This window comes from Streptomyces sp. NL15-2K (assembly GCF_030551255.1).
Classification (GTDB): Bacteria; Actinomycetota; Actinomycetes; order Streptomycetales; family Streptomycetaceae; genus Streptomyces.
Genome location: NZ_CP130630.1, coordinates 10,893,964 through 10,906,268, shown reverse-complemented (window position 1 = coordinate 10,906,268; position 12,305 = coordinate 10,893,964). Strand labels below are relative to the sequence as shown.

At 71.7% G+C, this 12,305-nt stretch carries 14 protein-coding genes, 1 tRNA gene and 2 pseudogenes; 11 read left to right on the top strand and 6 right to left on the bottom strand.

Features of this window, described 5'->3' with window-relative positions:
- Window positions 1-39: 39 nt before the first annotated feature.
- A complete protein-coding gene (locus Q4V64_RS47720; RefSeq protein WP_124445024.1) occupies window positions 40-603 on the bottom strand; it encodes a dihydrofolate reductase family protein in 564 nt (187 codons plus the stop codon).
- A gap of 336 nt (window positions 604-939) precedes the next feature.
- Between Q4V64_RS47720 and Q4V64_RS47715 the strand changes: the two genes are divergently transcribed.
- A complete protein-coding gene (locus Q4V64_RS47715; RefSeq protein WP_124445023.1) occupies window positions 940-1,329 on the top strand; it encodes a VOC family protein in 390 nt (129 codons plus the stop codon).
- Between the two features lie 225 nt (window positions 1,330-1,554).
- Here Q4V64_RS47715 and Q4V64_RS47710 read toward each other — a convergent pair.
- Together Q4V64_RS47710 and Q4V64_RS47705 are read right to left on the bottom strand one after the other, a co-directional pair.
- Window positions 1,555-1,879 (bottom strand): annotated as a pseudogene (locus tag Q4V64_RS47710) (D-Ala-D-Ala carboxypeptidase family metallohydrolase); the annotation flags it as partial.
- A 334-nt stretch (window positions 1,880-2,213) separates the two neighbouring features.
- Window positions 2,214-2,290, bottom strand: a tRNA-Pro gene (locus tag Q4V64_RS47705).
- A gap of 122 nt (window positions 2,291-2,412) precedes the next feature.
- On the opposite strand from Q4V64_RS47705, the gene Q4V64_RS47700 reads away from it, so the two are divergent.
- On the top strand, window positions 2,413-2,931 hold the full coding sequence (locus Q4V64_RS47700) for a DUF309 domain-containing protein (RefSeq protein ID WP_124445022.1): 519 nt from the start codon (window positions 2,413-2,415) through the stop codon (window positions 2,929-2,931).
- Between the two features lie 100 nt (window positions 2,932-3,031).
- A complete protein-coding gene (gene cobF / locus Q4V64_RS47695) occupies window positions 3,032-3,805 on the top strand; it encodes a precorrin-6A synthase (deacetylating) (protein WP_124445021.1) in 774 nt (257 codons plus the stop codon).
- Window positions 3,806-3,851: 46 nt separating this feature from the next.
- On the opposite strand, the gene Q4V64_RS47690 is transcribed toward cobF, so the two are convergent.
- On the bottom strand, window positions 3,852-4,598 hold the full coding sequence (locus Q4V64_RS47690) for a cobalt-precorrin-6A reductase (RefSeq protein ID WP_124445020.1): 747 nt from the start codon (window positions 4,596-4,598) through the stop codon (window positions 3,852-3,854).
- Window positions 4,599-4,683: 85 nt separating this feature from the next.
- On the opposite strand from Q4V64_RS47690, the gene Q4V64_RS47685 reads away from it, so the two are divergent.
- Window positions 4,684-5,484: an HAD-IIA family hydrolase gene (locus Q4V64_RS47685; RefSeq protein ID WP_124445019.1), complete on the top strand. Its 801-nt coding sequence runs from the start codon at window positions 4,684-4,686 to the stop codon at window positions 5,482-5,484.
- 114 nt (window positions 5,485-5,598) lie between these two features.
- Window positions 5,599-6,381, top strand: coding sequence for a DUF899 domain-containing protein (locus tag Q4V64_RS47680; RefSeq protein ID WP_124445018.1), 783 nt, complete (start codon window positions 5,599-5,601; stop codon window positions 6,379-6,381).
- A 219-nt stretch (window positions 6,382-6,600) separates the two neighbouring features.
- On the opposite strand, the gene Q4V64_RS47675 is transcribed toward Q4V64_RS47680, so the two are convergent.
- Complete coding sequence (locus tag Q4V64_RS47675) at window positions 6,601-7,374, bottom strand: sulfite exporter TauE/SafE family protein (protein ID WP_124445017.1); 774 nt, start codon at window positions 7,372-7,374, stop codon at window positions 6,601-6,603.
- A gap of 165 nt (window positions 7,375-7,539) precedes the next feature.
- On the opposite strand from Q4V64_RS47675, the gene Q4V64_RS47670 reads away from it, so the two are divergent.
- The 6 genes and pseudogenes from Q4V64_RS47670 to Q4V64_RS47645 all read left to right on the top strand — a co-directional run bounded on the left by Q4V64_RS47670 (window position 7,540) and on the right by Q4V64_RS47645 (window position 10,963).
- A complete protein-coding gene (locus Q4V64_RS47670) occupies window positions 7,540-8,349 on the top strand; it encodes an alpha/beta hydrolase (RefSeq protein WP_124445016.1) in 810 nt (269 codons plus the stop codon).
- A 65-nt stretch (window positions 8,350-8,414) separates the two neighbouring features.
- Complete coding sequence (locus tag Q4V64_RS47665) at window positions 8,415-8,672, top strand: WhiB family transcriptional regulator (RefSeq protein ID WP_124445015.1); 258 nt, start codon at window positions 8,415-8,417, stop codon at window positions 8,670-8,672.
- Window positions 8,669-9,151: a DNA starvation/stationary phase protection protein gene (locus Q4V64_RS47660; protein WP_124445014.1), complete on the top strand. Its 483-nt coding sequence runs from the start codon at window positions 8,669-8,671 to the stop codon at window positions 9,149-9,151. The genes Q4V64_RS47665 and Q4V64_RS47660 overlap by 4 nt, the downstream gene beginning before the upstream one ends.
- Before the next feature lie 50 nt (window positions 9,152-9,201).
- Complete coding sequence (locus Q4V64_RS47655; RefSeq protein ID WP_124445013.1) at window positions 9,202-9,534, top strand: DUF3140 domain-containing protein; 333 nt, start codon at window positions 9,202-9,204, stop codon at window positions 9,532-9,534.
- The gene (locus Q4V64_RS47650; protein WP_124445012.1) at window positions 9,531-10,178 is read left to right on the top strand and encodes an endonuclease; all 648 of its coding nucleotides are present in this window, start codon (window positions 9,531-9,533) and stop codon (window positions 10,176-10,178) included. Before Q4V64_RS47655 ends, Q4V64_RS47650 begins: the two co-directional genes overlap by 4 nt.
- A gap of 9 nt (window positions 10,179-10,187) precedes the next feature.
- Window positions 10,188-10,963 (top strand): annotated as a pseudogene (locus tag Q4V64_RS47645) (SAM-dependent methyltransferase).
- A 33-nt stretch (window positions 10,964-10,996) separates the two neighbouring features.
- On the opposite strand, the gene Q4V64_RS47640 reads toward Q4V64_RS47645, so the two are convergent.
- Window positions 10,997-12,145: a sensor histidine kinase gene (locus Q4V64_RS47640; protein ID WP_124445011.1), complete on the bottom strand. Its 1,149-nt coding sequence runs from the start codon at window positions 12,143-12,145 to the stop codon at window positions 10,997-10,999.
- Window positions 12,146-12,305 lie beyond the last annotated feature (160 nt).

Below are 12,305 nucleotides of genomic sequence, written 5' to 3'. Positions count from 1 at the left end.
TGAGCTGATAACTACACCTAGCGCGTGGGGTGCTGCTGCTCAGCGCCTCGTCTCGTACCTGGTCAGGATCACGCCGCCGGGAAACGTCCGCGTCTCCACCAGGTTCAGGTTCACCCAGTTGTCCAGCGCGGCGAAGAACGGCGTGCCGCCGCCCACCAGGACCGGCGCGGTGGCCAGCACGTACTCGTCGATCAGCCCGGCCCGCATGGCCGCCCCGGCGAGCGTCGCGCCGCCGATGTCCATCGGGCCGCCGTCCTCGGCCTTGAGCCGGGTGATCTCGGCGACCGCGTCGCCGGTGACCAGGCGGGTGTTCCAGTCGACCTTGTCGATCGTCGAGGAGAACACCACCTTCGACATGTCCCGCCAGCGGCGCGCGAACTCGATCTCCGCCGGGGTGGCGTTGGGCTGCTGGTCGCCGGTCGGCCAGTAGGAGCTCATCGTCTGCCACAGCTTGCGCCCGTACAGCGACAGGTCGGTCGCCTGCAACTGGTCGGACCAGAACTGGAACAGCTCGTCGCTCGGCACGCTCCAGCCGATGTCGTCGCCGGGCGCGGCGATGTAGCCGTCCAGGGTCACGTTCATGCCGTAGATCAATTTCCGCATGGCCCAGCCTTCCGTCCGTCGGTGTCCGGTGTATGGACCAGTGGGGCGCGGGAAACTCATCGGTGCGCGATCTGGGCTCGCCGGTAGTCCTCGTCACATCACCGCCCACGACTGGCTGACCGCCTTCCAGCTGCCGCCCCTACGCACCCGACTGCAGGGCGCTTCGCACGTCTGCCGGGAGGAGCTCACCGATCACGAACACCGGCTGCCGATCGCTCCCTGAGGGTGACGCTCGGCGACCATCCGGACGCGAGCCCGCGAGGCGGGTGTCCGTGTGGTGGTCCGCTGGGAGTGGCCTCGGAAATCCGGGACGGAACACGCGAAGGAGACAACGGCATGTTCGCACAGTCGAAGGCGTTCAGCGGCTTCTCGGTCGACGACCTCGGCAAGGCCCGCCAGTTCTACGGCGAGACCCTCGGCCTCCAGGTGGAGGAGGGCGGGCAGGGCGACATGAGGATGCTCACGATCAAGCTGGGCAGCGGCGCAAGCGTCTTTGTCTACCCCAAGGACAACCACACACCCGCGAGCTTCACGATCCTGAACTTCCCCGTGGACGACATCGAGGCGGCCGTCGACGGGCTGGCGCAGCGGGGCGTGAGCATGAAGCGCTACCCGGAGTTCGAGTCCGACGCCAAGGGCATCGTCCGGGGCCCCGGGGGTCCAGCGGCGATCGCCTGGTTCACGGACCCGGCGGGCAACGTCCTGTCCGTGATCCAGGAGAACTGAGCCCTCGCCCGCGTTTGAAGACCCTGCGGCCCAGGGGCAGCCGACCAGCGCCATGGTGACTCAGCGGGGCACTCACCGGTGTGGGCGATATCGGTGCCGAAGGGCAGGGCATCCGAAGGTTTCGCGTAGGCGCTGCGTTCCAGCCGCACGGTGTCCGCCGGCGGGATTACCGCGAGTGGGTTCCCCTTGCGTGCCGGGGAACCCTCTTCTCATCCGGCCCGCGCCTCAGATGCCGCAGGTGGGCGCCGACCAGTACCGACTGGTTCGGTGGTCAACGTGCGTGTGGTCGTCGTGGCCAGGGCCGAGGATGCCCCGGAATTCGCGGTTGCGGGCCTGTCTGGCGAGGGTGCGCAGGGAGTGCGGGTCGCCACCGAGGTCGGCGGCTTCGCCGTGCAGGTGGCGGCTGGTGCTCGCACCGCCCACGGCGCTGTTGCAGGCGTACAACCGGAAGCCGCTGGTGACGGTGATCGGCTGGTCGCCGAGTGCGTGCCGCATGACCTCCAGTTTCCACAGGGTGCGAAGCATTCGACTTGGCGGTCGCCGCGCTGACCGGCTACGGCCAAGGGAAACGTGCTGGTCACGGGTGGCATGGCGGGCTTGGTGGTCGCCCCACGAATCGCCGCCGCCCTCCGATACCGGGCCCGGTCAGCGCCCCGGGCTCATAGCGATCCCCGCGCCCCCCTTAACAGGACTGGTCTTCTGCCGACCCGACGGCCAACCGCTGCGGCCGCGCGCCGTCCTCGACCGGCTCCGGCAACAGCCCCACCCGGCTTCTGCACCACCGCGAACCGGCCTGGCACCCGGCCTGCGACCACCAGCCCTCCGGGAACGGGAAAAGCCGCCCTCCCATAAGCGGGAGAACGGCCTCCGACCTGCAACAAAGCTGGTCGGGACGACAGGATTTGAACCTGCGACCCCTTGACCCCCAGTCAAGTGCGCTACCAAGCTGCGCCACGTCCCGGTCGCTTCCCGCGGCAAACCGCGGGGTCGCGCGAACAGCACTTTACCCCACGTCGGGGGCCCGGCCGAAGCGGGCGGGGGGCGGACGCGGGCTGGTGGCGAGGGGCGCGGGACAATCGGCGTATGGGCAGTGAATCCTCAGGACGGCGGGTCGGCGCGCGGGACCGGGACGACGCGGGGCGGGCGCGCAACGCCCGGCCCCGGGACGGGCTCGGGCGGCCGCTGCCGTACGGCGCGGACGGGGTGGAACGGCAGCCGGAGGGCGTCGTGCGCACTCCGGCACAGACCGTCGCCGAGGCGCAGGAGCTGCTGGACGCGGGGAAGCCGTTCCACGCGCACGAGGTGTTCGAGGACGCCTGGAAGTCGGGCCCCGAGGAGGAGCGGGCCCTGTGGCGGGGGCTGGCACAGCTGGCTGTGGGGCTCACTCACGCGGCCCGGGGGAACGTCATGGGCGGGGCCCGGTTGCTGCGGCGCGGGGCCGGGGCCGTAGAGGAGTGGGCGTCGGCCGGTGAGCGGCAGCGGCCGTACGGGATGGATCTGGCGGGGCTGGTCGTGTGGGCGCGGGAGCTGGCGGGGGTTGTGGAGGCGGGGGGCGAGGCGGTGGACGCGGGGGCGCGGGCGCCGCGGCTGCGGGGTGCTTAGGGCCTGTCCAGCGGGCGGAACACCACCCGGCCCGGGCGGCACGGTCGCCCGGCATCGACGCGGTGTCCTCGCTGTCAGTGCCGTACGGCAGACTCGGGGCGTGCGGAAGATTCATGTCATCGGTATCGGCGCGGGCGACCCCGACCAGCTCACCCTCCAGGCGGTCAAGGCCCTGCGGAGCACGGACGTGTTCTTCGTCCTGGACAAGGGCGAGGTGAAGGCGGACCTGGTGGGGCTGCGCCGGGACATGCTCGACGCGCATGTGCCGCAGGGGACGTACCGCGTGGTCGAGGCGCGCGACCCGGAGCGCGACCGGGCCGCCGGCGGCGCCGCGTACTCTCCGGCCGTCGGCGACTGGCGCAGCGCCCGCGCGGACATCTACGAGCGGCTGATCGCCGAGGAGCTGGGCGAGGACGAGAGCGGCGCGTTCCTGGTGTGGGGGGATCCCGCGCTGTACGACAGCACGCTCGGGATCCTGGAGGAGATCCTCGACCGGGGTGCGGTGGACTTCGAGTACGTGGTCGTGCCGGGCATCAGCAGTGTCTCGGCACTCGTCGCCCGTCATCGGACCGGGCTCAACCGGGTGGCGCGGCCCGTGCAGATCACCACCGGCCGGCGCCTCGCCGAGGGCTTCCCCGAGGGCGTGGACGACGTGGTCGTGATGCTCGACGCCCACCAGACCTTCCGGCAGTACGCCGACCAGGACATCGACATCTACTGGGGCGCCTACATCGGCACCCCGGACGAGATCCTGGCCGCCGGTCCGATCGCCGAGGCCGCCCCGCGCATCGAGCGGCTGCGCGCGCAGGCCCGGGAGCGCAAGGGCTGGATCATGGACACGTATCTGCTGCGCCGTCACCCGAAGGACGAGTAGGTCTCGCCGCGCGAGCGGGCGCCCTACGGAGAGTCGGCGGACGCCCCTACGGAGAGTCGAGGCCGAGGCGCGCCAGAACGGATGCCACGTCGGGGACCGCGGTCATGTCTTCCGGGAGCGGCGGCCGTCGTACGACCACGACGGGCAGCGCGAGTTCCCGCGCGGCCGTCAGCTTGGCCGCCGTCGCCACTCCCCCGCTGTCCTTGGTCACCAGGACGTCGATGCAGTGGTCGTGGAGCAGCGCCGACTCGTCGGCGACCGTGAACGGCCCGCGGGCGAGGAGCACTTCGGTGTGCGGCGGCATCGGGGGCGCGGGCAGTTCCACCGACCGTACGACGAAGTGCAGCTCCGTCAGATGGGCGAAGGCCGCCAGGCCCATGCGGCCCGTGGTGAGGAACACCCGTCGGCCCAGCCGCGGCAGCAGGTCCGCGGCCGTGTCCAACGACGTGACCAGGTGCCAGCGGTCCTCGGGGCCGGGCCGCCAGCCCGGGCGGCGCAGCACGACCAGCGGCAGCCCGGTCGCCGCGGCGGCCCGCGCGGCGTTGGCGGTGATCGTCTCGGCGAAGGGATGCGTGGCGTCGACGAGGGCGTCCACGTGCTGCTCGCGCAGCCAGTCGGCCAGCCCCTCCGCGCCGCCGAAGCCGCCGATCCGTACGTCCCCCGTGATCGCTCCCGGCCTGGCCACGCGCCCGGCGAGCGAGGTGGTGACACGGAGACCGCGGCGGGCCGCGAGTACGGCGGCCAGCTCCCGGGCCTCGGCGGTGCCGCCGAGGATGAGGACGTGCGAAGGCATGGCGCCGAGCCTACGAGGCCCGGACGGCGGACAGGACGCCGGGTTCAGGCCGCCTTCCCGGGCGGGCGGCGGCTATCGTCCGGGCATGGAATCCGTGCGTGCCGTGCTGATCGACATCGACGGGGTGCTCACCGTCTCGTGGCGGCCGTTGCCGGGGACGGTCGAGGCACTGCGGGAGATCCGGCAGGCGGGTCTCGCGGTGGCTCTCGTCACCAACACGACGTCCCGGACCCGGGCGTCGATCGCCGCGGCGCTGGAGGACGCGGGGTTCCCCGTGGCCGCGGAGGACATCCTGACCGCGCCCGCCGTCACCGCCGCCCATCTCGCCGAGCACTGGCCCGGCGCGCGCTGCGTCCTGCTCAACAGCGGTGACATCCGCGAGGATCTCGGGGACGTCACCCTCCTGGACCCGGCCGGGACGGACGACGTCGCGGATGTCGTGGTCGTCGGCGGGGCCGGGCCCGAGTTCGGCTACGCGGCACTCGACGGGGCCTTCCGTCACCTCCAGCGCGGTGCCCGGCTGGTGGCGATGCACCGCAATCTGTACTGGCGGACCGAGGACGGACTGCGTCTCGACTCCGGCGCGTTCCTGATCGGCCTGGAGCGGGCCGCGCGTACGGAGGCCGAGGTCACGGGCAAGCCGTCGCCCGCGTTCTTCGAGGCCGCGCTGGCGCACCTCGGAGCGGGCCCGGACGAGGCCCTGATGGTCGGGGACGACATCGAGTCCGACGTGCTGGCGGCGCAGGACGCCGGGATCACGGGGGTTTTGGTGCAGACCGGCAAGTACTTGCCGGAAACTCATCGGGCCGCCCGTGGCACGCCCGATCATGTGATCGGCTCCTTCGCGGACCTGCCCGCGCTGCTGGGTCTGGCGCCCCGGCGGTGAGAACGCGTCCGTGAACTTGCCGGCGATGAGTTTTGGCCGGGTCGCGAGTCTGTTCTGGTGACAGTCGTAGGACCCGTACGACGCTGCCCGGCATGAGATACCACGGAGGACACCATGACGACCGCACCGAGTGACCCGACCACCGCGCTGCCCGGCCGGCCGCCCGTCGTCGACCTGGCCACCTGGCAAGCGGCCCGTGACGAGCTTCTGGTCCGCGAGAAGGCCCACACCCGCCAGGGCGACGCCCTCGCCGCGGCCCGCCGCCGCCTGCCTATGGTGGAGTTCGACGGGACGGTCGAGGTCGTCGGACCCGACGGCCCGGTGCCGTTCCTGGACCTGTTCCAGGGCCGTGACGAGCTCGTGGTCTACAAGCACATGTGGTACGACGGCGCGCCGCACCAGGGGCAGTGCGAGGGCTGCACCACCACGGCCTGGCACCTGAAGGACGCCGTCTACCTCAACGCCCGCGGCGTCTCGTTCGCCATCCTGACCACGGGCCGGTGGGACGAGGTGGCCTCCTTCGTCGAGTTCATGGGCTATACCCAGCCCTGGTACTCGGTGCGGGGTGTGGACGAGCCGGTCGGCGGCGAGATGGGTTACCTCACCTGCTTCCTGCGCGACGGCGACCGCGTGTTCCTCACCTACTCCACGACGGGCCGTGGCAACGAGCGGGTCAGCGGGTCCCTCGGCCTGCTCGACATGACGCCCTACGGCCGCGGCGAGGCGTGGGAGGACAACCCCGAGGGCCGGCCCGAGGGCCGCAGCGCGTGCTGGTCCTGGCGCTCGGACGCGGACGGGAACGCCACCTGGGGCCCGACCAGCCGCCCCGTGCCGCAGTGGACCCGCCCCGGCGCGACCCCCGTTCAGACCCTCGGCCGGCACGGCCACCACCACTGACGCGCCCAGAGCCTGTGCTAGGCCCTGTCGTGACGACAGGGCCCAGGGCCTGTGTCGAAAGTGGCGCCTGCCGGGCGGCGCCCGGCACGCACTCTCGCCGCACCGGGCGAAAGCCCAAGTACATCCAGTACGAGGGCTTCCGCCCGGCACGCCGAGAGCACGCACCGGACGCCGCCCGGCCCGCCCTTCGGGCGGACGACGCCACTTTCGACACAGGCCCTAGCGCAGGAGCAGTTGCAGGCCGCCCACCACTGTCGCCGCGATCACCAGCTGTTCGAACAACCGCTGGTTGATCCTGTTCACGGCCCATTTGCCGAGAAACGCGCCCGGCACGACGAACGCCACGAGCGCCGCGTCGAGGAGCAGCGAGCGGCCGTCGATCAGGCCGAGGCCCGCGCTGAAGGGCACCTTGGACACGTTGACGATCAGGAAGAAGAAGGCGGAGGTGCCGAGGAAGCCGAGCTTGCGGAAGCCGGCCGAGAGGAGATACATCGACATGACCGGGCCGCCCGCGTTGGCGACCATGGTGGTGAAGCCGCCGAGGACGCCGTACGAACGGGCCTTGACACGGCCCGCACGGGTGACGACCGCGTCCGGCTCCTCCTCGGCCTCGGCCGTGCGGCGGCGCCACACCGTCACCGCCGCCATCAGCAGCAGGATCGCCCCGATCGACGTCCGTACGATCTCGTCGTCCGCCCAGATCAGGAACAGCGTGCCGACGACCACGCCCACCGCGACCGCCGGGAACAGCCGCCACAGCGTGGGCCAGTGGGCGTGCCGCCGGTAGGTGAGGACGGCGAGCACGTCGCCGGCGATCAGGACCGGCAGCAGGACGCCGGTGGAGGCCCGGGCGGGCAGCACGGCGGCGAAGATCGCCAGGCTGACGGTGTTGGCCCCGCTCACGGCGGTCTTGGAGAAGCCGACGAGCAGGGCGGCGAAGGCGAGGGCGGCGAACTCCCAGCCGGTGATGTGCCAGAGGGTCATCGTGTTCATGCGGGGACTGATGCTATGTGCATCCAACGATGGCCGTAAGCACCGTCTCGACAGGTGGCCTCTCGGCGTCGGCCGTTATTAGCGCCGCTAGTTTTTCACTGTGGCCCCGTCGGCGAACGCCTGGGAAGATCCCTCGGAAGGCTCGCCGACACCGCCGGAGGAAACATGGCCGACTCCCGTGAGTACGTCCTGCCGGGAACACGGGGACCGATCACCGTGCGCGAGTGGCCGGGCGAGCGGCCCCGGTATGTCGCGATCGTCGTCCACGGGTACGGCGAACACGTCGGCCGGTACGAGGAGCTGGCCGGCGTCCTGGTGGCGCACGGGGCGGTCGTGTTCGGGCCCGACCACATGGGGCACGGGAAGTCGACGGGCGAGCGGGTGCTGATCGAGGACTTCGAGGACGTGGTCACCGATGTGCGCTCCGTGGCCGAGCGGGCCCGGGCCGCGCATCCGGGCCTGCCGGTCGTCATGGTGGGGCACTCCATGGGCGGTCTGATCGCGGCCCGCTACGCGCAGCGGTACGGCGACTCTCTCGCCGCGCTGGTGCTGTCGGGGCCGGTGATCGGCGCCTGGGAGCTGCCCGGGCGGCTCCTCGCGCTCGACGAGATCCCCGACACCCCGATCAGCCCGGCCTCGCTCTCCCGCGACCCGGCGGTCGGGGCGGCGTACACGACGGATCCGCTGGTGTGGCACGGGCCGATGAAGCGGCCGACGCTTCAGGCGTTCGCGCGGACCCTGGAGACCGTGTCCAAGGGCGGCGACCTCGGCCGGCTTCCGCTGCTGTGGCTGCACGGCGACGACGACCGGCTGGTGCCGCTCGCCGGGAGCCGGGTCGGCATCGAGGAGATCAGCGGCGGCGTACTGACCGAGCGGATCCATGCGGGCGCCCGGCACGAGGTGTTCAACGAGACGAACAAGGCGGAGGTCTTCGCGGACGTGACGCGCTTCCTGGACGGCGTTCTCGCAGGCTGACAGGGCCCGGCGGGGCCGTGCGGGCGCCGTGTTTGCACCGGTTCGACCTGGGCACCCGCGCCCGCATGGAGTGGTTGCGGAGTGCGGCCTGCGTGGGTGAGGACCCCGAGTTGTTCTTCCCGGTGGGCACGGAAGGACCGGCGCTGCGGGACATCGCGGCGGCCAAGCGCGTCTGTGCTCGCTGCCCGGTGATCCGCCCGTGCCTGGACTTCGCGCTGGACAGCGGGCAGACGTCGGGCGTGTGGGGCGGGACCTGTGAGGAGGAACGCGACGCACTGCTCCGTACCGTCAGAGACGATCTCACAAGGAGAAGCGCCGTATGACTGTTGTAAAGAGCACGATTCCCGACTCGGCCCGTCAGGTCACCGGGGATGCGCTGCAGAGCACTCTGGTGGATCTTCTCGGGCTCTCCCTGACCGGGAAGCAGGCGCACTGGAACCTCGTGGGGCCACGGTTCAGGTCGATCCACCTGCAACTCGACGAACTGGTCTCGGCCGCGCGCGAGTTCTCCGACACGGTCGCGGAGCGCGCCGCGGCACTCGGCATACCGCCCGACGGCCGGCCCGAGACGATCGCGTCGGCGTTCACGCTGCCGGGCCCGAAGGACGGATGGGTGCGGGACAGCGATGTCGTCGAGGTGATGGTCGAGGCCCTGGACGCGGCCATCGGACGGCTGCGCGAGCGCATCGAGGCGACCGAGGAGGCCGATCGGGTCACCCAGGACCTGCTGATCACCGTCACCGCGGAGCTGGAGAAGCAACGCTGGATGTTCGACGCGGAGAACTGGCCCAGGGAAGGCTGACCGGCGCCCGGTCCGAGCACGTAAGCACGTACGTACGGAAGGGGCACGCGATGACCGACGCCCTCGAACTCGACGCGCTGTGGGAGGACTTCCACCGCGTGGTGAACATGACCTCACAGGAGCTGGCCGCCTGGCTGCGGGTGAGCGACGCCGACGAGACCGTGGAGCCGCTGCCGGAGCAGGCGGGCACGCCCACGGGACAGCACGTCCTGGCGATTCTGCAGAAGCGGCGCACGGACCTCACCGACGACGACATCCGCACGATGTACGAGGTCGTCGACACCGTCACCGCGCAGACGGACGCCGCGAACGAGCCCGAGGCCGAGGAGACGCGCCGTCGGCACCGGCTGATGACGCTCGGCCACGACCCGCTCAAGCCATGAGCAGCAGAGAGAGCGTGGTGCGGGAGCTCGTCCGCGCCCACGGGCAGACCTTCGCCGAGGAGGCGGGCATCAAGCTGAGGGACACCCCTCAGCCCCTTTACCAGCTGCTGGTCCTGGCGCACCTGCTCAGCGCCCGCATCCGCGGCTCGATCGCCGTCGACACCGCCCGCGAGCTGTTCGACGCCGGTATGCGTGATCCGCGCCGTATGGCCGACGCGAGCTGGCAGCAGCGCGTGGACGCTCTCGGACGCGGCGGATACCGGCGCTACGACGAGCGTACGGCCACCCAACTCGGCGACGAGGCCGAGCTGTTGACCGAACGGTGGGGCGGTGACCTGCGGCGGATGCGCAAGGAGGCGGACGGCAAGGTCTCCGAACTGCGCCGCCTGATCCAGGAGATGCCCGGACTGGGCCCGGCCGGCGCCGACATCTTCCTGCGCGAGGTCCAGCGGGTGTGGCCGGAAGTGGCGCCGTACCTGGACGACAAGGCGCTGAAAGGTGCGGAACGCCTGGGCCTGCCCAAGGACCAGGACCGGCTCGTCAAGCTCGCCGGGAACACCGAACCGGCCGTGCTCGCCGCGGCGTTGGTGCGGGCCGCGCTGGACAAGGAGGTGGCCGAAGACAGTCTCCGCCGCGCCGGATGATCGTGCCGTATCGACAGGAGCCGGCCGCATCCGGCCCGGGTCTACGACTGGTTCCTCGGCGGTAAGGACAACTACCCCGTGACGAGGAACTCGGCCGCAAGATCACCTCGATGCAGGCCGACGCCCCGCGGCACGCGCGCGCCAACCGCCGGTTCATGGAACGGGCCACGCGAGGGGTCCTGAGGGAGACGGGGATCCGCCAGTTCCTCGACATCGGCTCCGGCATCCCCACCGAGCCCAACCTCCACCAGATCGCCCAGTCCGTCGCACCGGACGCGCGGGTCGTGTACGTCGACAACGACCCGATCGTCCTCGCGCACGTGGAGGCCCCGCTGCACGGCACCCCGCAGGGCGCGACGCGGTACGTCCAGGCCGACGCGCGCGAGCCCGAGCGGATCCTCGAAGGGGCCGCGTCCGTCCTCGACCTCGACCGGCCCGTCGCCCTGTCACTGATCGCGCTCCTGCACTTCATCGCCGACGAGGACGGTGCCCACCACCTGGTGGACACGCTGGTCGACGCGCTGGCGCCGGGCAGTTGCCTGGTCCTGTCCGCGATGACGGCGGACTTCGACCCGGAGAACGTACGCAAGGGCATCGCGGCGTACACGGCGAGCGGGGTGACGCTCGTCGCGCGCTCGCACACCGAGATGGGCCGCTTCTTCAAGGGACTCGACCTGATGGAGCCGGGAATCGTGTCCCTCGCCCACTGGCACCCCTCGGCGGGCGAGGACGCGGAGGAGGGCGACCCCGTGTCGCTGTACGGCGCGGTCGGCATCAAGCGCTGACGCCGCGCAAGCCTCGGCGCCGCTCGAATGTGGTCAGGCCGGGAAGACCGCCCGGACCTCCCAGCCGTGGCCGGTGCGCGGGCCGGCGTGGAGGTCGCCGCCCAGGGCCGTCACCCGCTCCTTGAGGCCGACGAGGCCGAAGCCGCCGCCGTGTGCGGCGGCCGGGAGCTGGGTGCCGCCTCGGCCGTCGTCCGCGACCGACACCTCCAGACGGCCGCTGTCGCGCCGCAGCCGGACGGTGATCTCCGTGGCGTCGGCGGCGTGCCGTCGTACGTTCGTCAGCGCTTCCTGGACGACGCGGAAGGCCGCGGCCTGCACCTCGTGGGGGAGGTCGTCGGAGACGGCTCGATCGCGGTGGAAGGTGACCTTCTGGATCGGGCTGGCGAAGCCGTCCGCCAGTTCGGCGATGGCGGCGAGGTCGCCCACCGGCCGGCGGTCGGCTGCCTCGTCGGTGTCGCGCAGGACGCCGACCGTGCGGCGCATCGAGGCGAGGGCCTCGGTCGCGGCGCGCTCGATGCCCGCGAGGACGGGGTCGAGTTCGTCGGGCCGGCTGTCCGCCATCATGCGGGCGACCTGGGTCTGCACCAGGATCCCGGTGACGTGGTGCGCGACGAAGTCGTGCAGGTCGGCGGCGATGGCCAGACGTTCGGAGCGGCGGGTCTCGCTGACGGCGACGGTCCGCCGGTAGTCCATGGAGCGCAGATAGGCGGCGAACCCGGCGGAGAGACCGATCAGGACCAGCCCGATCAGCATGAAGCCCATCATGGTGTCCGGCATGCCGCGCAGGGCCCGCACCGGCAGGGCCAGGACGGCGGCGCCGTCCAGCGCGGCGCACATCACGACCCAGCGGCGCGAACAATGCCGTACGGCGACGAACAGCAGGCACAGCAGGATCACCAGCTCGCCCGGGCCGAACAGGGCCTCCGGGTACGTCACCGAGGCCACGGTGTAGAGGCCGGAGGCCACGGCCGGCACGACCGTGCGCACCTGAGGCGTGAGCCACGAGGGACGGCGGCCGGCCGGCCACAGGACGGCGACGGCGCCGATCATCAGCACGGCGGCCACTGGCCAGATGCCGGGTCCGTCGTTGCCGGCCGCGTAGGCCAGGTCGACGAGCGCCGCGCCGACGAGGGCGCCGATGCCGAAGCCGCGTGCCAGGCCCCGGAGAGTAACGGACTTCATGCTGCTCACCGTATGTGGCACCGACAGCGGCCGGATCGGCCGAACGGTCGAGGCGCCATCGCCTGAAGCCTGACCGTTCGGCCGAGGCGCGCGCCCGTGCCCGCGGGCGAGGGTGGAGCCACTTCCTCCCGTCCGACCCGCGGAATCCTCAGGAGTACGT